Raw genomic sequence first — 22,359 nt, forward strand, 5'->3', positions numbered from 1 at the left:
GTTCGGGAAAAATACAATCAGTGAACCCTCCTAATTTCGATTCACCCTTGGAAAATCTCCTGGCTCTTACGGCTGATTTGCGTAGCCCCGAAGGTTGTCCCTGGGACAAAGAACAAACCCATCTTTCCGTCATCCCTCATTTGTTAGAAGAAACCTACGAGGTTGTGGATACCATTGAACAGGGCGATGACAACCATTTAAAAGAAGAACTGGGAGACTTACTTTTTCAGATCACTTTTCATAGTCAACTTGCCAAAGAACGTGGTGCCTTTGGGTTTCAAGATGTAGCCGAAGATGTTTTTCAAAAATTAGTATTTCGTCACCCTCATGTTTACGGGAATACGGATGGAATCCATTCGGGAGATCAAGTCCTCACCCAATGGGACAATCTCAAACAAAAAGAAAAAGAGAAAAAAGGAAAAACAGAATCTGATAAAAGTATTCTTTCTGGAATTCCAAAGGCTCTGCCCGCCATCCAACGTTCGGAAAAAATCCAAAGTAAAGTCACTAAACAAGGATTTGATTGGCCTACTGTTTCTGGTGTGTTTGAAAAATTCCAAGAAGAAATAAAGGAACTAGATACAGAACTCCAAACCAAAGGGTCTCTTAGTTCTAAAAAATTACCTTATGATGAACGTATCGAAGATGAGTTAGGTGATCTTTTCTTTTTATTAGTGAATTTATCTAGGAAACTTTCAGTGGATCCTGAAACATGCCTTCGTCGTGCCAATGAAAAATTTGAAACTAGGTTTCGTATTGTAGAAGATTTGGTTTCAAAAACGGGAAAAACTTTGAAGGATCACTCTTTAGAAGAACTTGATTTGTTTTGGGACCAAGCAAAGTTGCAACTAAAAAATAAAGTCTCAAACCATAAGAATCCTGATGGCAATGTTAAAGATCAATCTGACAAAAACTTGGATCGGTAAATAAAGAAATATGAACTCTCTGAATTTGAACGATTTACCATTTTTAAAAGAAGAGTCCCTTCGTGTCTTTCGTTGGTTGGTTCTCGAATATCCAGAGATCGACAACGAGAAGAATCTAATTCAAGGAAAGAAAGACAATCAATCTGAAGAAAAGAAAAATTCTTTTTCTAAGAACCAATTGGAAGGTAATGAGACCAGCGAATTCCCCATTCGTTGGATGATGGAACAAAAAGGTCAGAGATTCGAATGGGTAGTATCGGATATGGGTTCCGTAACACTTAGGTTAGGTGATGTGGAAGGAAAACGAAGAAATCCTGCACCAATTTTTTATTTGAGTTTGCGAAAGCTGGAGGAGGATGTGTTCTATTGGACAGATCCAGAAGGAAATCCAGTTCCTTTTCCTGATCCATCCATTTTGATCGATATCCAAAACCGAATCCAATTGTATATGGATTCGATTTCTTAAATGAGATAGGAAGTTAGATGAATGGAAAATATCGGTATCCACCAAATAAAACAGAACTTAATACTCAAACTTTTGCCGCTTCTTGTTCTATTGATAATACCTGTACACACCATTGCATTAAATAACAATAACAAATGTGATAGATTTCATATCGGTACTTTTATGTATGAAAGCGACGTTGGGAAAATAATCATCGTAAGAAAAGAAAAGGAAGAATTCGATTACAGGGTTTATCCAAATCATTATATTCGGCAATCGGTTAAATGGCTTTCTTCTTGTACGGCTGAAGTGAAGTATCTGGAAATAAATGATCCAATTATACCGGCTGATTTTATCAAAAAAAGCTTAAATAACAAAGGTTATTTGTATATTTTAGAAACATATCCTGACGGTTATTCTTATAAAACAACTGACATTGGTAATGGAATAAATAACTTCGGTAAGGTGAAGATCTATAAAGGTCCTCTGTAAATAGAGGAAAAATCGTCACTAATATGAATTTAAAGTTTATCTTTGTATGAGGACAGACGCGGTAAATATTGTTATTTTAAGGCATAGCCTACTTGAAGTAGGCTATGTTTGAAATCAGAATTCACAATCCAACTTAGGATTCTTTAGTTTCAATTCCTACTTTCTTTTCTACGTTCTCAATTCGTTTGAGCCACTTGTTTAGATTTACAATGTTTTTGATATTCACACGATACTTTTGAAATTCTGGGAAAGTGAGTCCTAAATCCCAACCAATATAAACATCTTTTGTTTTGGGGGAAGTGCGTAGGCTTGATCCACCGGCAATGATGGTTCCTTCCAATAGTGTTAAGTGGTCACTAATCGCACAAGCACCACCAATGATGACATTGTTTCCAAGAGTGACACTTCCTGCAAGACCAGATTGGCCAGCAATGATCACGTGGTCTCCCACCTTACAGTTGTGAGCAATATGAACCATATTATCAAACTTACATCCGTTTCCTATGGTTGTATCCGTAAGGGCACCGCGGTCGATGGTACAGTTACTTCCTACTTCAACATCATCTCCAATCACAACACGTCCCACTTGTGGGATTTTGTTGTGTTTGCCTTCTGCATAAACAAATCCAAATCCATCGCCACCAAAACTAGAATTTCCAAATACGATAAAACGTTTTCCAACGATGGTATCATCAAAGAACACACAGTTTTTTCCAATCCGTGCACCATCACCAATGTGAACACGATCTCCGATTTTCACTCCATCTTCAATGATACAATCATTTCCAATGACAGAATCTTTTCCTACAGTTACAAAGTGTCCGATGTCTGTATTGGAACCAATTTTTGCTGATGGATCTATTACGATATGTGCACTATGTTTTCCTGAAGGTTGTTTTTCTGGAAAAAAGTGGCGGATGATTTTTGCAGTGGCCAGTTCCACTTTAGGAACTACGATCAAAGCTTTATCAGTTAAAGAATCTGCAATATCAGGTGATACTATGATTAAAGGAGCTTTGGATGTTTTTGCTTCGTTAACAAAGGTTTTGGAAGCGACAAAAGAAATTTCGTTTGTATTCGCTAAAGTGAGTGAAGTGAGCCCTGTAAAAGAAACAGACAAGATACTATCTGTATTTTGAAACTTTGCTTCAGGGAGTAATGATTGGAGAGTAGATAGATTGAGTTTTTGCATCTCCGATTCCTTATCAATGGTTTAAGACAAGGAATCAGAGAGGTCAAAGTTTGGCTAACACTATTAGCTAGTCTTAGTCATGATTTTTAAGATTATCCTTCGATTTTATGTGCAATGATGTCATCAAGTGAGAATGAACCAGCACCTTTGATGATCAGAGGAATTGCTAAACCGAAAGTTAAAAGTTGGTATTCGTATCCACCTTTATCAGCAAAAAATCCGTTAGGGAAGTGTACGAGGATCGCTGCAACGAACATAGTTGAGAAGATTCCAAAAGCAGCCACTCTTGTGAAAAGTCCTACGATCAGGCCAATCGCACCGAAAAATTCAGCGATGATAGCAAGGAGTGCAAAGAAGTACGGAATGCCCAGTTGTCCAGTAAAGAAACCCATAGTTCCTTCGAATCCGTATCCACCGAATGCACCTAGAACTTTTTGTGCTCCGTGAGGGAGAATGACCAATCCTAAAGTGACACGAAGGATGGTAAGTGTAATGTCTTTGTTTGTTGCGAGTAATTTGTAAAACATAGAACCTCTTATTGCTAAATAGTTTAATATCAAACTACTTAATAATGGTAAAATTCGTCAATCCTAATTTTAGCAAAAAATTAACCTTTTTCGTAAACGAGGAAAATTTCGTTCCCTTTGGTAAAATGTTCTTTTAGGGTCCAACCATTCTTATCGAAATCTGGAAGTTCTGAATTTCGGTCGGCAATTCCCGCAAGGCCGGTTTTTCCAATGATATAAGGAACAATGGTAAGATAAATTCGATCTACAAGATCTGCTTCCAAAAAGGAAAAATTGAGTTTGGGTCCGCCCTCTAAAAGGACATTTTTGTAACCTTTTCGTTTGAGAATCCCTGTGACTTTTTTTGGATCGATGTCATCGGAATCCAGAGCAAAGATCTCGGCTTTGTTTTCCAGACTTGTTTTGATTTCTTTTAAATTCGATTTTGTACAGATGATTAAGGGAATATGGTCAGATTCTTCAAAGATATGTTTGTCTGGGGGAAGGGTTCCTTTGCGAACTAAAATGACAGGCCTGGGATTTAGGGCATTAGGTACGGCACGGATTTTAACGATGGGATTGTCGTTGATGATAGAGTTTTTCCCTACAAGAACAGCATCAGATTGAGAACGATAGACATCCATTTGGGTTTTATCTTCGCTGGAGGTGAGTCCATACCAACGACCATCGGGTCGAACGACCTTTCCGTCCAAGGTCATGGCCATATTGATCGAAAGTTTCATGAAATTTTCCTCCGTGAGAGATTCTGCAATTCGCGCTGGAGGATGTGGTACACCTGCATGGAGCAGGTGCCGCAGCCGGTAGAGGCCCTTGTGGTTTCTCTGATTTGTTCCATTGTCACGGCGCCAGCATGGATGGCACGGACTAATTCATCTTCAGTCACCATTCGACATAAACAGACCCGTTTGGGTCTCATAAGGGAATTTAAATCGAAAGGATCCATACCTGAACTATTCATTTGACAGATTTACGAAAGGGAGGGAAACTCTTTAATTACTTTCAACCAAGGAAAATTCAATCACCCTCTATGTCCCAAGACAAAAACCCGGAAGCCAAAAAGAAAAAAAACCGTGAAATATTCGGATGGTGTATGTTCGATTTTGCGAATTCTTCGTATACCACCGTCATCATTAGTGTCGTCTATTGTGAAATTTTTACAAGACTTGTGGTTCCTGCTGATATGGCATCGGACAATCCGTATCGAATGGGAAATTCCCTTTGGGCTTGGGCACTGGCTGCTTCCTATTTATTCGTCGTCGCCACAGGACCCATCTTTGGAGCCATTACAGACTTTAGTTCTAAGAAAAAACTATTTCTTTTCCTAAGTTATATCGGTTGTGTCATCGCTACCTTTTTGCTCTACTACGTGGAACCAGGTATGGTATGGCTTGGAATGGTTCTAGTTGCCTTTTCTAATTTTTTCTTTGCTTCTGGGGAAAACTTTGCCTCCAGTTTTTTACCCTTTCTTGGATCCAAAGAGGATTTGGGAAAAATCTCAGGTTATGCCTGGGGGATTGGTTATTTCGGTGGAATTGGTTCCGTGGCTCTTGCAACCACTCTAGGTGATTATACTTTAGACAATTTCCAAAACTTAAAGTTAGTTGGGCCTTACACAGCTATTTTCTTTCTTGTCGCTGCCATTCCTACTTTCCTTTTTCTAAAAGAACCTCATTTGCCTTTGGGTGTTTCTCATAGTGTTAACTATTTTAAAATTGGAAAAGATCGTGTGGTTCAAACCTTAAAGGATGCCAGTAACTTCAAAGATTTAATGATCTATTTGGTATCTTTGTTTTTCACTATGGCTGCCCTTGCCATTGTCATTTCTTTTGCTTTCATTTATGGTTCCCAAGAAATCCATATTGAAGCAGAACACAAACAAGCCATGTTTATCTTTATTCAAATTTTTGCTGCGGTTGGTGCACTTGCATTTGGTGTGATCCAAGATAGTATTGGAGCTAAAAAAACCTTCAACCTTACGCTTGTTCTTTGGCTCGTTACCTGTGGTTTGATTTATTTTGTTTATGATATCACAAACATAGCCAATGCTGTATTGGGTAAAAATTGGACAGTCCAATGGGTTTTTGTTTTTATTTCTTCACTAGCAGGAATGGGACTTGGTTCCACTCAATCAGCTTCGAGAGCACTTGTGGGTATCTTTAGTCCAGAATCCAAATCGGGAGAATTTTTTGGGATGTGGGGGCTTTCTGGAAAAATCGCAGCAGCAGCTGGACTTTTTCTTTTTGGATACATCCAAACACTAGTCACACTTCGAAATGCCTTCCTTGTAGTTGCTTTCTTTTATTTTCTATCACTACTCATTAACTTATTTGTGAACGAAGAAAGGGGAGTGGAAGCGGCCCAGGCGTTTCAAGAAAAACCATGATCATAGAAGACGAGGACGATTTTGAATTACACCAAAGCCAAAGAAATTTGGCTTTGGCAACCATAGATGAACTGATGTTGACGAAGATGGATCTATTGGATGCTGAAAAAAAAGTGCCTCGTTTTATTAACAATGCCCTTTCGTATTTAAAGAGGAAGTATGTGACTGAGGAGCAAACGATTTCGCAACTCCTCATCAGTCGAAGAGAAAAACAACAATCTTAAATTCTTTAAGTTTGTTGTTTAATTTATATTGTAGTCTAGAATTTTTGTAATCATCTGCTTTTGGTCTAACTCAATGTTTCTAAGTTTAAAAGCAGTTTGTTTCGAGATCTTTCTCAACATCTTTTTGTAAGACATCATAATGTGTTTTTGTTTGTCATAAGGCAAAGGATCTTTTTCATCATTGAGAACCATTGCAATGTCTGGTTCTGCTGGTTGCACTGGATCATTTGGCCAAATTGTATCAGAAGTAAGGGATCGGTAATACTCCAAACGGATATCCGAGTTTGTGTCTAACTTAGCTTCTCCTTTTTCATCTTTTTCAGAGCCTTCTGATTTAGGAGTTGGGTTCACGAGCCTTCTCATTTCTTTTACGTGGATGGTTCCATCTGCATTCACTCGGCGAAAAGTCAGAATGATTTTGTCTAAGTCACTAAAATCTTCTTTAGGATAAATATAAGCAATTCCATCATACAAAAAAACTGTCGGATAATCAATGTAAGACTGTCCTTGTGGAAGTTTTACTTCTAAATATGGTTTTCCATCTTTATCTTTTTTATACAGTTCTTTGTGTTCTTCCGGAGTATGGGCAAGATATTGGGCAGCCGTTTTATCCACCCCTAACTCTTGGAGTTTTTTGATCTTTTTTAAGTTCCCGATGATACTTGCATGGAGGGTATCAATTTCGTTATCCCCAAATCCATTTTTTCTTTGAAGATCGATTTGTTTTTGGGTCTCACGTTCTTTTAAGGTAGCAGATGCCGGTTTTTCAGCATAAAGTGCTGAAATCGCAAATAGGAAAGAGAGAGCGATGGAGAATCGTAGAATCATGACGTACCTCAGAGATTTCTGTCTTTTATAGTATCGAATCCTTCCTTGTCGATTCTTGAATGGATCGGATCAGATTTTTCTTGTAGAAAAAAAACGTATCAGGGACTGGAAGAGGTCTTGTTCGGCTTCTTTCGCCTTGGGGATGAGGCCAGTGAGTTGGATGTATCCGTGGACAAGGGATGGAAAATGTCGTTCTTCTACCTTCACTCCGGCTGTTTGGAGGTGTTTGGCATAAGTTTCCCCTTCTTCCCGGAGTGGGTCGTAACCTGCGATTCCGAGGTAAGTGGGAGGTAATCCCTTTAGTTCTTTGGGGTCTGCGAGAACAGGGGAATTTGTATGGAGGAGTCTATCTTTCTGGTTGGGCAAATAGTTTTGGATGAACCAACGCATGAGCGAACGAGTGAGGACAAACTTTTCTCCAAAAAGTTCATAGGTCTCTGATTCTTTGGAAGTATCGAGCATTGGGTAGAGTAAGGCTTGAAAAACAGGAACGGGCACCTTATCTTTTTTAGCCCGAAGGCAAAGAGAAGTGGCAAGGAGAGCTCCTGCACTATCACCACAAACCGCAATGGAATTTGGTGATCCGCCAAACAGGTAGGCCGAATTACGAACATATTGATAGGCGAGCCAAACATCATCGTGCGCGGCTGGATAAGGATGTTCCGGTGCCAATCGATAGTCCACAGCGATCACAATACTTTTTGTGTAATGAGACATTTTGCGGCAAAAATTATCATGTGTTTCTAAATTGCCGATGGTGAGTCCACCACCGTGAAAGAAGAGTATGGTGGGAAGATTTCTTTTTTGAGGATTTGCGTTGTAAACTCGGATAGGAATGAAGGAGGCACTGGGAGTAGGAATCAATTTGTCTTCGATGTGAGGGATAGGAAATTCCGGTTCATCGAAGATCCGCATTTGATCGCGGTAATGCCGACGAGCTTTTTCTGGGCTCATCTGTTCCATTTTAGGAAGGAATCTGGCAATGTTACATGCTAATGCACAATACGGATCCAATTGGTTTGTTTCTGGTTGGCCCGTCTTTCGAACCAAAGAGGAAATCCAATTTTCAGGTAACGAAAAGACAAGTTGTGCGACTGATTTTTTGATACCTAACATTAAATAACCGATAATCTTTCTTGTAACATTCTATAGATTAAAAACAAACCATAACTATCAAGTTTGCAATAAGCTATCAAATCCTCCAGAACACGTTTTTTTTCTTCGGCTGTCACCTGCTTTTTTATTAATCTTAAATATTGGTAATTTGCATCTTGTCCTTCGCGAATGGAAAGTCCTCCGTGGCTTTCAGAACTGAAACAAGGTAAAATTTCTTTCAAAGATGCTTTCCCATTTTGGCCAGGATGGTAGATCCAAAGTTTTTTGAAGGGCATTGCAAGGTCGATGAACATCGATTTGACTCTTTCCCAGAATTCTAAATACTCCGGAAAGGCTTCTGCTGACTCTTGGATGATGAGTTTCTCAAAAAAATCATTAAATGAGAAGATGGTGATTCCTGGTGGTAGGTCTTTTTGTAATTGAGAGAGGACCGAAACACGTGGATCAGTTCCTAAATCTTCGTGTAAATATGTTTTGTGCGTTAAGATATCGTTTTCGCTGTCCCAAATATGTAATGAATATAAATAAGGAACATGTTGGAAGGGCCTTGTTTGTGGATACAGCGGAAGATAAGGATTGATTGATTCAAAATCTAAAAAAGCTACCGTTTTTGTAACATTTGTTAGGTAATTTTCAAAGTTGATTCTATCAAAATAGGTTTTTCCAGTGATATGTGCCTCTTTTTGAATCCTTTGTATGGGACTTAATTCGGAATTAGGGACGGATTCGTACGAATTGTACCCAAGGGCAAACCACCCTTTGGCTAGTTCTGAACTGTCTCTAAAATCAAAGATCTCTTTGGTATTTTCTTTTCCTTTTGCACAATGAGTTGGAGACAAACAAGTTTTGAGTGACCGACAACTTGGTTTGGAATCTAAAAAGGAAAACTGTACAGACTGTTCGATTGTTCTATCGATTTCTTTTTGGAATTGTTCCCATTCTGATTCACGAGTTGTATTTTCCGCATCCATTCGTGGAGTTATGTCTTCTATGAGTAAATAGTCTTCTGGTTTGATGACACCACCAGGATAAATGTATTTGGTTTGGATCCGAATGAGTTTGAAAGCTAAGATGTTTAAAGACATAGCTTCCGCTATTTTTTTGTGAAAGAAAAAGGAACGTAGGATATCTTGTTTTAAGGAACCGATGGGACGAAAATCCCAAAGAATCCAACCTTCACGTTCTGGATCATATTCCAAATACTCAACGGTTGATACATACCTATCAGAACGAAGGTGGGCATGGAAGATTGATTTTTTTTCCGAAATCCATTCTGAGGTTTTTTGAAAACTCTCTTCCTTTTCCATGGTTCTTTCGATTGTCTGAGAGTTTGGAAATTGACTTTTACAAATTTGTAAAAAATCTCCCCATTCCAAATGACCTCCAAAAGAGGAGGTGGAAGGTTTGGAAACAAGTCCTTCTCTCACCAAATGGAAAGCATTTGTACAACGTAAAAATTGTAAAAATTGCGATTTGGTAACGGGTGTTAATGTTTTCTCAGACGAATTGATAGAAATTTTCCCATTGTTTTGTATAGGATAAAAAAGATTCCTTCCAAACCTCAGAACTAGAAATCAAAGCTTCTGGTGATAATACAAAAAATTGGAAAAGAGCATTTTGATTCGTAGTAGTAACTTTGTAATCGTTTTCTATTTTTTGAAACCTAACACCTTCTAAAAACAATTTCCAACGGTCTTCATAATCAGGATGGATCTGAAAGGAAAATTCTAGTTCTGCATGTTTCTTTAGTAACAAAGGATGAAAGTTTAAATCTTCTTTTGTGATTTTGAGATTGGAATGGAATTCTTCTTTGGATTCTTTTTTGACTGTGATTTTCGGTAGGATGAATCTACGGAGAGATTTTTTCCCACGATCATAAGCGAGTAAATAGAAGTCGGTTGTATTTTTTCTGACTAACCTATATGGTTCGATGACCCGTTCGCCAGAATCATATCCGTATTGGATGGTGAGGGCTCGTTTGTCTTTGATGGCTTGGAGAATTTTTTCTGTATGGGATGAGTCGGGTATTTCATCCGATCCGTTTTCTTCTTTTGGATGTTTGGCAAATTTAGGAATAAGATCTAAATTGTGTGAGAATAGTTTTTGTGAAAGGCTAATCCCTTCAGGACTTGGTTCTGCTGCAAACAATACTTGAGACAAATATTCTAACTCTTCTTTGGTGAACTTTAAAGTGCGATCGATAGATTCTTTTTCTAAATAATAAGGAAAGTGATCTTCGGACTGGTATCCAAATTGTGCAACTTTGATATTGAACCCAAGACTTTTGAGTTGGTTTAGGTCACGATAAAGTTTTTTACGATCTGATTCCATATCCTGGTTTTTGTAGAACCGAGGCATGATGTTACGAAATTTTTGGAAGCTGATCCCTTTTGGTTCGCGGAGTAAATTGAAAAGTAAAACAAAGAGACGAACCTCCGTCTCATTCATTTTTTTCACTTCAATCATTGGAAAGTCTTCAAAAGAAGCCATATCTCTCCAAATTGTGTGTTTTTTTGATTCCGAAAAGTAGAAAATGAAAAAAACTGGAAAAGAATGCGAATCATCGGACTCCTTCTTAGCCTCTCATTTTTTCTTCAATGTGCAACTTATTGGAAAAATCGTAAAAATGATTTTCAAGACATTGTTTCCGTCGGGGTCGAAACACCTATGTATGGAGCAGCTGTTAAAGTAGGTCCTGTACCCATTGGATTTCTTTTCCAAGGAGGGGAATCTGAAATGGGAAAAAAGGATTTGGGTCGTGGTGTCGGTCTTCGTGGTGGGCAATTTGGAACTTACCATTCCCAACAACTCGTATTTGGGATATTAGGTGGTGAAAGTTTCCATTCCGGCCTTCCTACAATGGACGCCAAAGGAAATTGGCTTGTGGACAAAAAAGGAATCCCACTCACAAACGATGAAAGAGCCAATATCAAAAGTTATAAAATGCGTTATTATTCTTATTGGTATGATCCCGTCAAAGATCGTAAAAAGAGGAAAAAAGAACATTTCCGCCGTGAGTTAACAAAGGATATGGTGGCCTCAACTGGTAAAACAGAATTTTTAGCTTATCTTCCACCTGAAGAACAAAAACCATTTGGATACCCACCTGGATATTCTTGGAATCTTGAATTCACAGCAGGAATTTACGGTGGTGCCAGGTTTGGATTTAATGTGGCGGAAGCCTTTGATTTTTTAGTGGGACTAACCACCATTGACTTGTTAGATGATGATGTGGAGGGAAAAGTCAAACCAAGTTTCCCAGGTTTTCCTTTCCCCGCTCCTACCGATGCAGAAACAGAGTCTGAATCGGAAGAATGATTTTATAGTTTAAAATCTTTTGCAGTGATTTTGTTTTTCGGATCAAAAGTGAGTTTCAAAAACTTTTCTACTGCATCTGGTTTTTCTTTCAAAGTGTAGTATTGTTCTGGAACATCACGATCTTCTGCAAAATACCATACCATCACTGTTCCACTAGGATCGATTGATTTTTCAGTCGATTTGCCAAGAACAGCTTCTGTTTTTACCAAACCATCCCCCACTTTGATCATATCGATTTCTAATTTGCGAAGTGCTGTGTGTGGATGAACTTTAGTGCTACCCGCTTGTACTTTGTTTCCTGATGTACAAGAAACTAAAAACAAAACGGAAGCGAGTGTGCTGAGTATCAAAAGTTTTTTGATCATAAACCCTTACCTTAGATGGACTAAGGTAAGATTCTACATGATCGGATCAGGGTTGGCAAGTGATATCTTTTCCCTTTCTTCATCGATTCGGTTCATTTTTCCCAAAATCTTTTTGAAAAATGGAATGGTCAAAAACACAAGTCCTATCTCCAAAAATCCAAAAAAGAAAGAAAGTGCAGAAAAACTATATTCTGGTGGTAAAGCAGATTCAAAGACCAATTGCATTTGAACGGAAACAACTGGCCCTAACATAAACCCAAGAGAACCCACTCCCGTAAATGCCGTCATGGTTGTGGCGGTAAGGCCTGGTTTTGACATTTTACTCGCAAGCATCATCGAAGGAACAAACATTACACCAGCACCAATTCCACAGATGAGTAAAAAGGTGAAAAGAAGCCAGTAATCATTAGTAGTTCCAGATAACCCGAGAAACACTCCATAGATTGTGGATCCCACAAGGACAAGGGGTAGAACGCCTGTTTTGCGAGAGAGGAGAGCTGAGGGATAGGAAAGTAAACTCATTGGGAAAAGAACAAGTCCTAAAAATACACCGAGCATTCCTGGATGGAAGGCAAGTGTTTCCCGTAAATGGATATTGAAGGAAGAAATAATAAAACCAACAGTAAAACGGTCAATGAAGTTGAATAAAAACGGAACAAATAAAAATGGATTTTCGAAAATGGCAACTTTCAAGTCACTGAACTTAAAATCTTTTGCTTTATGAATCCCTTTGTCTTTTAACATGAGTAAACTCATTAACCCAACAAAGATTAAAATCCCAGAACCTACATAAAATGGCAAAAGGGGATTTTTCCTTCCTAGAATTCCAAGAGGCATTCCGAAAGCACCACCAAGGGATAAAAACATTCCCGTGATCCCCATGAGGATTCCTTTGCCATAGTAACGTTTGTTTTCTGGATCATTTTCACGATCCGCAGCGGAACTAAGCAAAAGCCCGATGATAAAAATATGAGCCGCGCCTTCTAGGAATCTTAAAAAAAGAAAGAGACCCATATCGGTGACAACTGTGAGTGAATAAAAAAGTCCTGCGTCTACAAAACAGAAAAAACTAATGAAGTACTTTCTGTTTTTAAAACGATCAGAGATAATTCCCGCAACCGGCGCAAATAGAAAGGAACCGAGCATGGGAATACTTGTGAAGTAGGCAACTTCCCAATTAGATCCGAGCAATCGATCCTTTACAACATCCTTCACTACCGGCACAATCATTGTTACCGGCAGCATGGATAAAAAAACTAAAGTTACTAAAGTATACGGGAATCCCAAAAAATTAACCTGCTGGTAGAAGAGTTTGGTAACGATCCATTCCTATATTTTCTTTTAGGTCGGAATCGAGTTCAATAAACAAAAACTTATTCAAATCAAAAGTGGCATTTGCTTCTGCCAATAGTTCTGCTTTTTGTGTATCGTTCAAAGGAAGAGTGTCCAAATTTTGACGATAGATTCCTTTGAAAGCCATAAGGTCTTCGATTTCAGGAAATTCATAAAAAGCAGTTCCTTCATTTCCTTCCAATTCAAAAGTTTTTGCTACTACTTTTTTGATGGATTGGCCACCAGAAAGATCCCCCAAGTAACGGACGTAAGCCTGTGCTACTAGAAGTTCTGGTTTGGTTTTCGCAGTATTTTTGATATGGTCAATGTAGTTTTGTGTCGCTTTGGAAATAGAACCACGAAGTTTGGTTCCAAATTTCTTTTGGAAACTCGCGATATCTTCTCCCAAAGATTTCTCACGAAAGAGAGCTGGGAAATATAGTTTAGCAAGGATAGGATTATCTTTGTTTTGGCGGTAGAGTTCTTCCATCACTGCGTAAACAGCTTGTAGGCTTTCCAATTGGTAGGTATAAGTTTGGGCGTCGAGTCCGCCTCTAAAAATGGCCCGAATGTAAGGAACCTTTTCGGTTTCTTGGTGTTTATCGGCAGTACCTTCTCGTAACATCATTGCTATGGACATAATGGCTCCTGTTGTCTATGTGAGAATGAATCTCATATATGACACTACCCTGACAATTGCTCGGACTGTCAAAGAAAATTATAGGGAATCTTCTTGGACTGGCGTTTTCCAAAATTCGAGAGGGGTGTTTGCCCTTTGCTCTGGGTAGAGGAAATAGGAAAGGAAAAATACCAAAATGGAGACAAGGATTCCAATGGTGGCGAGAACCACATCCTTTCCCACTTTCCGGAAGGTATCCAGGTAAGGCAGGTCTTGGTAGGTGATGACATTTAGAATGATTTCACGACCAGCAAGTAGACCGAGGAAGGCCCAGGTGGTGGACATGGGGACATTGCTTACGTATTGGAAAAAGAATAACAAACTTCCATACACCAAATCGACAATGGTGGCAGCTTTTGCCCATTGGATGTCTGATTTTTCAGAAACCACTCTTTGGATGGTTCCACCATTGGTACGAATGATGATGAGTAAGGCAACGATGAGAATGAGTACTGCCGTTAAGAATTCGATGATTCCCAATTGGCGTGGTAAAAATACGGCAATATTCGCTGTGTCTTGTAATAACCAAGCCACCCAAAGATACATAGTGGATAGCCATTGCAATCTAGACCACCTGCGTTCGGAAACAGGATCTGGTGTGTGGACATCATGGTATTCGTGTGGGTCTACTTTGACAAGGATGGCCCAAACAACAATGGCCACAAGGAAAGCGAGGCCATACCCGAAAAAGGATTTGGTTAACATTTGGTCGATACTCTTCCCACCAAACAAACCTAAGACGAGAAATGTTGTAGATACAGGAGCTCGGAGTCTAGTAATGACAACGAGTAAAACAGGTGCTAGAAGCTGGAGAAGGTTGAAATCTTTGGTTTCGGGGATAGAATCCAATCTATGAAAATGGATTTCGCCACCGTGCAAAAACCAAGCAACCAAATGAACGAAAAATAAAAGACCACCAAAAACGAGAATCTTTTGTAGCCAGTGAACCGATTTTTTACTCTCGATAAAGGTTCCGATGGTTTGGACTGCATCGTTTCCGGCCACAGAAAACGACGCAATCGCAAAAGAAAACCATCCGAGATAATACCGAGGAAGGCCCAGGAAATAACCGGCACAGATCGTAAGAACCAAAAAAAGGGTAAAACCGAAAAATCGAATTTGATCCTTTTTTGTGGGGTGCTGGTAATCTATTTCCTGGTTAAGGCTCATGCATTCATATAGTGTTTCGCATATCTCTCCGTGATTTCCTTGCGGTCGAAAAGAATAAACACATCTGTAGTACCAAAAACAGAATCCAGTGCAGGAATTCCACAGATTTTAGCACCCACTCGGAGGTATCCTTTCAAAAGTGGAGGGATATTTTTGGAGATCGATTTCGGATCTTCTACATGAAAATCAGCATCAAATCCTGGAAGGACAAAGTCAGGGTTTGGATACACTCGAAATTCTTCAGGAGCAAGAGCATCTTTTGCTTTCAAAAATCCATAGGATTGAGAAGCAACATCTGCATCAGTGGAGTGAATGGATCCACAACCCATCAAATAACGAACATTATGTTTATTCATAAACTCAGCAAGACCTTGCCAAAGTAAAGAAATCACGGAACCATCACGGTAGTCAGGGTGAACACAAGAACGTCCTACTTCAGCAATTTCATCCGGAAGGTTGTAAATAGAAGTGATATCAAATTCGTTTTCACTGTAGAAACCAATTCCGTTTTTTGCATTTTGACGAGTTAAAATGCGATAGGTTCCTACGGTTTTTGTGTCTTCAGTCGATTTATCGATAACGATGAGGTGGTGGCAGTACAAATCGTACTCGTCACGATCTTTACGTGTAGCAGAAGATTGTGGCAGACCTTCTCCCATTTCTAAGTTGAACACTTCATAACGTAGTGCAAGTGCTCTTTCAATTTCTAGTTGGTTTTCAGCCAAACGAACTTCTAGGATTCGTTCTGTTTTGTTTATTGTATTTGGTTTCATCGGATTCTATCCTCTTGTTTATCTGAGGATAAGGTAAAATGAATCGGTTACGACAATGTGACAAAAGGGTGAAAATCAGTTGCTAGAATGGTTTGTTCGTTTGTTACAAATTGGTGACAGTCAAAATGTGTTGAAGATTAGAAAATATATGAGTTTTATATTTCGTCGAATAGGGTTTGTTCCTTGTTCAGATCGACTTCCGTTGTATCATCTGGAGTGAACCTATACAACAGGTCTGTAATGTCGTTTTGCTTTATGACAGAATGATTCAACCAATGATTTTGATTTTGCGTTGGCATAACAATGGGTTGGCGATGTTTGTTTTCTCCATCGTTATGGATGGTTTTCATTTTTTCGTTTGCTTCACCAGTAAGAATGGTAATCCAGCGAAACCCGTTTTCTTCCCCCCATAATCCAGCAAAATAGGAATTAGGGTTTTTGAATGTAATTTCATACTTATGTTTTTTGCCGGTTCGTTGGGTTTGCCATTCAAAAAAAGAATGAACAGGAACTAGAATTCGGTTTTGCATGTACTGACTCCAAAAAGGAGAAGAAACTAATTTTTCCGATTTAGTATTGGTAAGAAAGTCAGGACACCAGGATGGTTTTGTTCCCCATACATTGGTTGAAGAAATGATTTTTTCGCCATCCATTTGAAAAGATTGTATCTGACTTTTTGGGTGTTTGATTTCAAAAAGGGCGGAGTTTGCTTTGATGTGTCTATTGATTGTATCTTGGGATAGTCGATGAAACCAATCAGCTTGTTTTTCACCTTCTAATACGAGCCTCCAAGATAACAAGTTACACATAGTGGTAAAATTTGTGTCTGAAATCAAATTGTGTCAAATAGATTAAGTCAGGTTGGAAATGAGAAAGTCTGAAAGAAATTGTATCGGAATATTTTTGTCAACAATTTGTTTTCCTTCTTAGTGACAGATAAAATATTTAGGCGGTTGGTTTTTAAAATTTTTTTTTACTTCAGAATGTTTTACAGTTTGTCCAAGGTTTTCGGAAATACCAAACACTCCGACCAAAAGAATAAAAAATAGTAACATTTGGAATATCCTTTGTTGGTTGTATCGCAAGGTATCCATTATAGGAACAAGACTCTAAATCTGGAATAGAAGAAACAAACCCAGGATGATACTTCTGATTGAAAATCAAAGTTTCTCCTTTTGGTAATTTATCAAACTCATATCGATCCGGTTTCCATGATTTAGGTTTGAATTCTTTTTTTGTAGAAAGAAGATATACTTCTCCTCTGTAATCCTTGTCGTCTATGGTTTTGTTTGTGAAATAGAAGGTTAAGTTTTCATAGATATCGTTGGTGGAAAGGTTTGACTGGATGGCGGGTAACATCCTCGAATCAGAACCGTAATCAGGAACTGTAGGCACAGTGATTGGATAGATATTTGGGTTTTTGATGTCTATCTTTGGTAAAGGTAGAATGAAAATCTCAGATAAGTATTTTGTATTCATTTGTTTTGTGTCTTGGGTATGGAAGAATAAACAAAGAATAGTTAGAATACCGAAAACTTTATGATACCTAGAGGGAATTTTGTTCCATAGGTTTTGAAATCCCACCGCCAAACACCAAACATATAAAAAAACAACACTTAGGCTCCATCTGGGATACACTCTTTCCCAAGAATAAATGGGTAAATGTTCTAAAAAGCTTGCTGGTGAATACGGAGAAAGATTCCCCATCATCGTCCACACAACAAGTCCGAGAAGAATCAAAACAGATAGCATTCTTTTCTTTGTGAAAACTAGAAGAGGAGATAGATATAGAGGAACTTGTCCCAGATAGTTTCCGTATTCCCAATACCTATATTGCATTTGTGAAATTGAGTTTGCAAGCAGTGGGTGTTGGGAAGATCCAAAAAAAATAAGATATAAATCCTTCCAATCCAAAGGATACTTGTCGGCCACGAAATGCCTTCCCACTGAATGAATGAATTGATACATGGGAAACCATTTGAAGGCGAGAAGAATCAAAACAAAAACTGAAAGTTTGATGGAGCGAAGGAAACTTTGTTTTGGTGATTTGGAGATATAAATTTCGCGGGGAACTAAAAAGAAAAGAAGAAATAAACTTTGTGTGAGTGGGTAGATGCTTCCTTCAGATAATAAAATATAGGTGATGGAAACAATCAGAAAACCGATCCCCCAATTTTGTTTTTGAACAAAGTATAAAACATAAAAGACAAGCGAAGGTAAAAATAAAGCAGGGATTTGGTTTAAGTGGCCTGCATATAATTTTTGAAATACAAATCCTGAAAATTGAAATAGAAATACAAAGAGAAATGAAGTTAAGTAGGAAGATTTTGTATAGAGACGAAAAGAGTAAAAGTTAAGGATTCCAGAAAGGATAAAGTAAATTAGGAAACTAATCTTTAATGCAGTGAGTGTCGGAACTAGGATCGAAAGTAGATGAGTGATACTTCCAACTTTACTTGTTGGATTTTCCCAAACAGGAAAACCGGCACCGTAATAAGGATTCCATAAAGGGAAGGTTCCAAATTCTAAAAAAGATTTTCTTAAAAACTCAACATGGAAACTATACATGTCCCAATCGAAACGACCATAGAGATTGTCTGTTTCGAATAGGACTTTTGTGCTCCAAAGATAGAATGTAAAAAAAAGAAATACTAAGGCAAATGGCCTAATGTGCTTCATCCCAGTTACCGCCAAACTTACCTTGTGCGACAATGGGAACTTTTAACTTCATTGCAGATTCCATTTCTTCTTTTGCCATTTGGTAGAATTCCTTTTTTTCCTTTGGATCCACTTCAAATACAAGTTCATCATGGACTTGAAGGAGGAGTTTGGAACGGAAAGATTCTTTTTTGATTTTTTTATCAATCTGAATCATTGCCAGTTTGATCATATCCGCAGAAGTTCCTTGGATAGGTGAGTTTATGGCCACACGTTTGGCACCTTCACTTGCCATTTTGTGTTTCGAGTGGATGTCGGGTAGGTAACGTCTGCGGCCCAGCAGTGTTTCCACATACCCATGTTCTTTGCAGAATTCCACAATTTCTTCCATATAAGTTTGAACACCTTTGTAGGTGGCAAAATACTTTTCGATAAATTCTTTTGCTTCTTTGCGGCTGATCCTTAAGTTATTAGAAAGACCAAAGGAAGTGACCCCATAAATGACAGAAAAGTTTACGACTTTTGCTTTGTTTCGCATATCAGGCGTTACTTTGTCTTCCGGAATTCCAAAGATCCCAGCGGCCGTTCGTTTGTGAATATCGGCTCCCGATTTGTAAGCATCCATCATTTGTGGATCATTGGCAAAGTGAGCCATAATTCTTAGCTCAATTTGGCTATAGTCTAAAGAAAGAATTTCGTAACCTTTTTTGGCGATAAAACCCTTTCTGAGCAATCTTCCTTCTTCATCTTTTATCGGAATGTTTTGTAAGTTTGGATTTGTGGAGGATAACCTTCCCGTAGCCGCAATGGTTTGGTTGTAACTCGTATGGATACGTCCCGTTTTGGGATTGATGAGTGTCGGAAGAGTATCTGTGTAAGTGGATTTTAGTTTGGAAAATTTCCGGAGACCAAGTAAATCATCAATGATAGGATGAGTTCCTTGTAAAGATTCTAAAACCGAATGGTCTGTGGAATATCCTGTTTGTGTTTTTTTCTCTGCAGGTAATCTTAAATCTTCGAATAAAACAGTTTGGAGTTCTTTCGTTGAGTTAACGTTAAATGGTCTTCCTGCGTAAAAGTGAATGTTTTTTTCGTGTTCTTTGATTTTTGCGTCAAAGGTTTTGGAAAGAGATTCGAAATATCCTTTTTCTACAGCTATTCCTTCAAATTCCATATCAGCCAAAGTATGTAACACCGGCATTTCGATTTCATAAAAAAGTTTTTTGTGAATTCCTTCTTCCATTTTTGGCGCCAGGATATTGTGAAGTTGTAGGGTGATGTCTGCATCTTCGCAGGCATATTCAGAAACTTTTTCTGGATCAATATCGTAAAGATTTTGTTTTTTCTTTCCTGTTCCAACTAACTCGTCGTAAGTGATGGTTTTGTAATCCAAATAATCAACGGCCATATCATCCATATTATGGCGTCGTTCCCCTGGATTCAATAGATAGGAAGCAAGCATGGTATCAAAATGAATTCCCGCTAATTCCACTCCGTAATTTCTTAACACTAAAAAATCGTATTTAATGTTTTGCCCAATTTTTTTCCACTTAGGATCGGTCAACATTGGTTTTAAAACGGCGAGCCCTTCTTCGGGAGAAGGGAGGAGGTGGCTATAGATGGACTCTGGATGAGAGAAAGCAACATAGTAGGCAACCCCAGGTTCTTGGGAGAAAGAAACTCCGAGTAATTCTGCAAGCATTGGATCTTGAGAAGTGGTTTCTGTATCCACGGAAATTGGTTTTTTAGAATCCAGTTTCCCAACAATTTTTTTCAAATCATCTAAAGTTTGGATTCGTTTGTAATTCTTTTTAGCAATCGCAGAACCTTTGTTTGGTTTTTTATCGGTTTCTTCGTTTGCTTCATCTTCTTTAGATTTTTTTTCTTTTTTGCCAGTGGATGGTTCGGCATTTTTATCTTTAGAATCTCCATCACTTGCGATCGGAATCCCTGCTTGTTTGGCAAGATCACGATGAAGGACATTGTATCCTTCGTCTTTGAAATATTGTACCTTGGCCGGATCATAATAATTTGGAATTTTTAAATCTGTTTTTTTAATATCGAGTTTGAGGTTGGTGACAATGGTCGCTAGTTTTCTAGATAAAAATGCATTTTCTTTGTCGGCGGCAAGTTTATCGATCAGAGATTTGTTTTTTACCTGGTCTAGTTTTTTGTAAATGGTTTCTAAATTTCCAAACTCTTGGATGAGTTTAGCGGCGCCTTTTTCTCCAATCCCTTTGACTCCAGGAATGTTGTCTGAAGCATCACCTAACAGTGCCATGTAATCCGTGACCTGTTCTTTGGTAATTCCAATATTGGTTTCTACCCATTTGGGATCAATTTTTTCGAATTCGGAAACTCCTCGTTTCCCACGTAACATATGTATGTTTTTGTCTAAGACTTGGTATAAGTCTTTATCACTGGAAAGAATTACAATTTCTTCAAAATCTTTTGCAAATTTTTTACATAAGGATCCAATGATATCATCAGCTTCGATTCCGTCGATTTTATACATAGGGAATTCTAAAGCTTTTAACATTTCATAGATTTTGTGGATCTGAGGTTTTAAATCCTCGGGCATTGGTTTTCTATGTGCTTTGTAGTCCTCATACAAATCGTTTCTTTCGAGTCTTGTGCCTGGATCAAAAGTAAAAGCAATATGAGATACTTTTTCATCTTGGAGGAGTTTGAATAACATCCTCCAAAATCCAAAAACAGCACCACTTGGTAGTCCCGTTTTGGAATTGGTTAGGTTAGAAGCTGCAAATGCAAAATAAGCTCGGAAAGCTAAAGCATGGCCATCAATGATAAGAAGTCTTCCGCTCATGTTCCTTCTCCGTACAAAGCATCTCCTAAAAAGGAATAATAGATTAGTTTTGTTTTTTCAACCGTTTTGGTAACAGAAAATCGTTTTACCGAAGTTTTGTTAAAGGTTCCGAACTTGGTTCTTAATTCTTCGGATCCAACCAGTTTGTCTAAACCTTGAGCGATACTTTCAGAATCTCCCACCGAACAGACGTAAGCCCCTTCGTTATGGTCTAACATCTCACCTATCCCGCCACCATTGGTGGCAACAATAGGAAGGCCTGAAGCCATTGCATCTAAAACAGAAGTTCCGAGCCCTTCTTCTTTGGATGTAAGTGTAAAAATGTTGAATAAGGAGAGTAGGGCCGGTATGTCCTTACGGTAACCGGTGAAAATGACTTTGTCTTTGATTCCTAATTGTTCGGCTTGGTTTTTGAGTTTGTTTTCTAATTTCCCATCACCAACAATCATGAGTCGAAAATCAATGTTTGTTTTCATCTTTGAAATTGCATTCAATAAGGTTTCTTGGTCTTTATGATCGACTAGTGCTGCCACATTTCCGATCACGATACATTTTTTGGGAATGTGGAATTCTTCTCTTAGGTATTCGTGAGGTGCCGATTTCGAAAAACGTTTCAAATCAATTCCAGAATAAACAGTGATGATTTTTTCTGGAGCAATTTTACTCTCGATCATAACTTCTTTGATTTTTTGGGAAACGGGAAGATAATAATCGTTAGCTGAATGTTGGTATTTCCATCTAGAGAAAAAACTTGATTTTGGTTTGAAGTCCACTCTGCGAGAAACAATTAATGGAATGTTTAGATGATTTCGTTTTGCAAGTAAAGCAAGTGTATGTGCGTGAGCCGTATGAGTTTGGATGAGTTTTACATTTCTGGAAATACAAAGAGAACGAATGTTTTTATAAGCTTTTCTGTCCCATTCCCCACGCATTTCAATCGGAACAAATTCGTATCCATTCTCTTTACATTTTGTTTCTAAAGGGGAACCTGGTTGGCCTACAACCATCTGTGGAATTTTGAAAGTCGCAAGTCCTTGGACTAAATAATAAAGCTGTTGTTCTCCACCACGCCATTCGCGGGAAGTGTTGATATGAAGGATCAAA

General features: G+C 38.4%; 23 protein-coding genes. 6 read left to right on the top strand and 17 right to left on the bottom strand.

Annotation, left to right across the window (positions count from 1 at the left end):
• Positions 1–20: 20 nt before the first annotated feature.
• Genes mazG through EHQ70_RS11345 form a run of 3 tightly spaced genes read left to right on the top strand, consistent with a single transcriptional unit; the run spans position 21 to position 1,863 of the window.
• Complete coding sequence (mazG, locus tag EHQ70_RS11335; protein ID WP_135586468.1) at positions 21–926, top strand: nucleoside triphosphate pyrophosphohydrolase; 906 nt, start codon at positions 21–23, stop codon at positions 924–926.
• Between the two features lie 10 nt (positions 927–936).
• Positions 937–1,392, top strand: coding sequence for an LIC_13241 domain-containing protein (locus EHQ70_RS11340; protein ID WP_135586470.1), 456 nt, complete (start codon positions 937–939; stop codon positions 1,390–1,392).
• A 21-nt stretch (positions 1,393–1,413) separates the two neighbouring features.
• The gene (locus EHQ70_RS11345; RefSeq protein WP_244288312.1) at positions 1,414–1,863 is read left to right on the top strand and encodes a hypothetical protein; all 450 of its coding nucleotides are present in this window, start codon (positions 1,414–1,416) and stop codon (positions 1,861–1,863) included.
• 133 nt (positions 1,864–1,996) lie between these two features.
• Here EHQ70_RS11345 and lpxD read toward each other — a convergent pair whose 3' ends face one another.
• The 4 genes from lpxD to EHQ70_RS11365 form a co-directional block, all read right to left on the bottom strand.
• The gene (lpxD, locus tag EHQ70_RS11350; protein WP_135586472.1) at positions 1,997–3,055 is read right to left on the bottom strand and encodes a UDP-3-O-(3-hydroxymyristoyl)glucosamine N-acyltransferase; all 1,059 of its coding nucleotides are present in this window, start codon (positions 3,053–3,055) and stop codon (positions 1,997–1,999) included.
• 92 nt (positions 3,056–3,147) lie between these two features.
• Complete coding sequence (locus EHQ70_RS11355; RefSeq protein ID WP_135586474.1) at positions 3,148–3,582, bottom strand: DoxX family protein; 435 nt, start codon at positions 3,580–3,582, stop codon at positions 3,148–3,150.
• 80 nt (positions 3,583–3,662) lie between these two features.
• Positions 3,663–4,304 carry a RibD family protein gene (locus tag EHQ70_RS11360; protein WP_135586476.1) on the bottom strand — a complete coding sequence of 214 codons (642 nt, stop codon included), beginning with the start codon at positions 4,302–4,304 and terminating at the stop codon, positions 3,663–3,665.
• Entirely contained in the window at positions 4,301–4,540 is a 240-nt protein-coding gene (locus EHQ70_RS11365) for a (2Fe-2S)-binding protein (protein ID WP_322113120.1), read from the bottom strand. The genes EHQ70_RS11360 and EHQ70_RS11365 overlap by 4 nt, the downstream gene beginning before the upstream one ends.
• 69 nt (positions 4,541–4,609) lie before the next feature.
• Here EHQ70_RS11365 and EHQ70_RS11370 point away from each other — a divergent pair, with 69 nt between their 5' ends.
• Entirely contained in the window at positions 4,610–5,965 is a 1,356-nt protein-coding gene (locus tag EHQ70_RS11370) for an MFS transporter (RefSeq protein ID WP_167481709.1), read from the top strand.
• Positions 5,962–6,189 (top strand): hypothetical protein, encoded by a 228-nt coding sequence (locus EHQ70_RS11375; protein WP_135576922.1) that lies wholly within the window; start codon positions 5,962–5,964, stop codon positions 6,187–6,189. The genes EHQ70_RS11370 and EHQ70_RS11375 overlap by 4 nt, the downstream gene beginning before the upstream one ends.
• An 18-nt stretch (positions 6,190–6,207) precedes the next feature.
• Here EHQ70_RS11375 and EHQ70_RS11380 read toward each other — a convergent pair whose 3' ends face one another.
• The 4 genes from EHQ70_RS11380 to EHQ70_RS11395 all read right to left on the bottom strand — a co-directional run bounded on the left by EHQ70_RS11380 (position 6,208) and on the right by EHQ70_RS11395 (position 10,623).
• Positions 6,208–7,017 carry an LIC13212 family protein gene (locus EHQ70_RS11380; protein ID WP_135586480.1) on the bottom strand — a complete coding sequence of 270 codons (810 nt, stop codon included), beginning with the start codon at positions 7,015–7,017 and terminating at the stop codon, positions 6,208–6,210.
• A gap of 69 nt (positions 7,018–7,086) precedes the next feature.
• Positions 7,087–8,133: an alpha/beta hydrolase gene (locus EHQ70_RS11385; RefSeq protein ID WP_135586483.1), complete on the bottom strand. Its 1,047-nt coding sequence runs from the start codon at positions 8,131–8,133 to the stop codon at positions 7,087–7,089.
• Positions 8,133–9,440 carry a DUF2779 domain-containing protein gene (locus EHQ70_RS11390; protein WP_244288313.1) on the bottom strand — a complete coding sequence of 436 codons (1,308 nt, stop codon included), beginning with the start codon at positions 9,438–9,440 and terminating at the stop codon, positions 8,133–8,135. Before EHQ70_RS11390 ends, EHQ70_RS11385 begins: the two co-directional genes overlap by 1 nt.
• Positions 9,441–9,630: 190 nt before the next feature.
• Positions 9,631–10,623, bottom strand: coding sequence for a helix-turn-helix transcriptional regulator (locus tag EHQ70_RS11395; RefSeq protein ID WP_135586487.1), 993 nt, complete (start codon positions 10,621–10,623; stop codon positions 9,631–9,633).
• A 63-nt stretch (positions 10,624–10,686) separates the two neighbouring features.
• Between EHQ70_RS11395 and EHQ70_RS11400 the strand changes: the two genes are divergently transcribed.
• Complete coding sequence (locus EHQ70_RS11400; protein ID WP_135586489.1) at positions 10,687–11,451, top strand: LIC13411 family adhesin; 765 nt, start codon at positions 10,687–10,689, stop codon at positions 11,449–11,451.
• A 2-nt stretch (positions 11,452–11,453) separates the two neighbouring features.
• Here EHQ70_RS11400 and EHQ70_RS11405 read toward each other — a convergent pair whose 3' ends face one another.
• From EHQ70_RS11405 to EHQ70_RS11445, 9 genes are all read right to left on the bottom strand, one after another.
• A complete protein-coding gene (locus EHQ70_RS11405) occupies positions 11,454–11,816 on the bottom strand; it encodes an LIC13410 family lipoprotein (protein WP_135586491.1) in 363 nt (120 codons plus the stop codon).
• A gap of 33 nt (positions 11,817–11,849) precedes the next feature.
• Positions 11,850–13,103 carry an MFS transporter gene (locus EHQ70_RS11410; RefSeq protein WP_135586493.1) on the bottom strand — a complete coding sequence of 418 codons (1,254 nt, stop codon included), beginning with the start codon at positions 13,101–13,103 and terminating at the stop codon, positions 11,850–11,852.
• A gap of 4 nt (positions 13,104–13,107) precedes the next feature.
• Positions 13,108–13,788: a biliverdin-producing heme oxygenase gene (locus tag EHQ70_RS11415; RefSeq protein ID WP_135586495.1), complete on the bottom strand. Its 681-nt coding sequence runs from the start codon at positions 13,786–13,788 to the stop codon at positions 13,108–13,110.
• A gap of 78 nt (positions 13,789–13,866) precedes the next feature.
• Entirely contained in the window at positions 13,867–14,997 is a 1,131-nt protein-coding gene (locus EHQ70_RS11420; RefSeq protein WP_135586497.1) for a hypothetical protein, read from the bottom strand.
• A complete protein-coding gene (locus EHQ70_RS11425) occupies positions 14,994–15,770 on the bottom strand; it encodes a GNAT family N-acetyltransferase (protein ID WP_135586498.1) in 777 nt (258 codons plus the stop codon). Before EHQ70_RS11425 ends, EHQ70_RS11420 begins: the two co-directional genes overlap by 4 nt.
• A gap of 155 nt (positions 15,771–15,925) precedes the next feature.
• A complete protein-coding gene (locus EHQ70_RS11430; protein ID WP_135586500.1) occupies positions 15,926–16,579 on the bottom strand; it encodes an SOS response-associated peptidase family protein in 654 nt (217 codons plus the stop codon).
• 169 nt (positions 16,580–16,748) lie between these two features.
• Positions 16,749–18,449, bottom strand: a complete 1,701-nt coding sequence (locus EHQ70_RS11435; protein WP_135586503.1) for a hypothetical protein — start codon at positions 18,447–18,449, stop codon at positions 16,749–16,751.
• Entirely contained in the window at positions 18,436–21,255 is a 2,820-nt protein-coding gene (gene polA / locus EHQ70_RS11440; RefSeq protein WP_135586505.1) for a DNA polymerase I, read from the bottom strand. The genes EHQ70_RS11435 and polA overlap by 14 nt, the downstream gene beginning before the upstream one ends.
• A complete protein-coding gene (locus EHQ70_RS11445) occupies positions 21,252–22,358 on the bottom strand; it encodes a glycosyltransferase (RefSeq protein ID WP_135586507.1) in 1,107 nt (368 codons plus the stop codon). The genes polA and EHQ70_RS11445 overlap by 4 nt, the downstream gene beginning before the upstream one ends.
• Between the last annotated feature and the right edge of the window lies 1 nt (position 22,359).

Origin of the sequence: Leptospira congkakensis (assembly GCF_004770265.1) — a bacterium.
Taxonomy (GTDB): domain Bacteria; phylum Spirochaetota; class Leptospiria; order Leptospirales; family Leptospiraceae; genus Leptospira_A; species Leptospira_A congkakensis.

Coding starts and splice junctions, on each gene's coding strand:
- EHQ70_RS11340 (WP_135586470.1), top strand. CDS start 937: ATGAACTCTCTGAATTTGAACGATTTACCATTTTTAAAAGAAGAGTCC.
- EHQ70_RS11345 (WP_244288312.1), top strand. CDS start 1,414: ATGGAAAATATCGGTATCCACCAAATAAAACAGAACTTAATACTCAAA.
- lpxD (WP_135586472.1), bottom strand. CDS start 3,055: ATGCAAAAACTCAATCTATCTACTCTCCAATCATTACTCCCTGAAGCA.
- EHQ70_RS11355 (WP_135586474.1), bottom strand. CDS start 3,582: ATGTTTTACAAATTACTCGCAACAAACAAAGACATTACACTTACCATC.
- EHQ70_RS11360 (WP_135586476.1), bottom strand. CDS start 4,304: ATGAAACTTTCGATCAATATGGCCATGACCTTGGACGGAAAGGTCGTT.
- EHQ70_RS11365 (WP_322113120.1), bottom strand. CDS start 4,540: ATGAATAGTTCAGGTATGGATCCTTTCGATTTAAATTCCCTTATGAGA.
- EHQ70_RS11370 (WP_167481709.1), top strand. CDS start 4,610: ATGTCCCAAGACAAAAACCCGGAAGCCAAAAAGAAAAAAAACCGTGAA.
- EHQ70_RS11375 (WP_135576922.1), top strand. CDS start 5,962: ATGATCATAGAAGACGAGGACGATTTTGAATTACACCAAAGCCAAAGA.
- EHQ70_RS11380 (WP_135586480.1), bottom strand. CDS start 7,017: ATGATTCTACGATTCTCCATCGCTCTCTCTTTCCTATTTGCGATTTCA.
- EHQ70_RS11385 (WP_135586483.1), bottom strand. CDS start 8,133: ATGTTAGGTATCAAAAAATCAGTCGCACAACTTGTCTTTTCGTTACCT.
- EHQ70_RS11390 (WP_244288313.1), bottom strand. CDS start 9,440: ATGGAAAAGGAAGAGAGTTTTCAAAAAACCTCAGAATGGATTTCGGAA.
- EHQ70_RS11395 (WP_135586487.1), bottom strand. CDS start 10,623: ATGGCTTCTTTTGAAGACTTTCCAATGATTGAAGTGAAAAAAATGAAT.
- EHQ70_RS11400 (WP_135586489.1), top strand. CDS start 10,687: ATGCGAATCATCGGACTCCTTCTTAGCCTCTCATTTTTTCTTCAATGT.
- EHQ70_RS11405 (WP_135586491.1), bottom strand. CDS start 11,816: ATGATCAAAAAACTTTTGATACTCAGCACACTCGCTTCCGTTTTGTTT.
- EHQ70_RS11415 (WP_135586495.1), bottom strand. CDS start 13,788: ATGTCCATAGCAATGATGTTACGAGAAGGTACTGCCGATAAACACCAA.
- EHQ70_RS11420 (WP_135586497.1), bottom strand. CDS start 14,997: ATGAGCCTTAACCAGGAAATAGATTACCAGCACCCCACAAAAAAGGAT.
- EHQ70_RS11425 (WP_135586498.1), bottom strand. CDS start 15,770: ATGAAACCAAATACAATAAACAAAACAGAACGAATCCTAGAAGTTCGT.
- EHQ70_RS11430 (WP_135586500.1), bottom strand. CDS start 16,579: ATGTGTAACTTGTTATCTTGGAGGCTCGTATTAGAAGGTGAAAAACAA.
- EHQ70_RS11435 (WP_135586503.1), bottom strand. CDS start 18,449: ATGAAGCACATTAGGCCATTTGCCTTAGTATTTCTTTTTTTTACATTC.
- polA (WP_135586505.1), bottom strand. CDS start 21,255: ATGAGCGGAAGACTTCTTATCATTGATGGCCATGCTTTAGCTTTCCGA.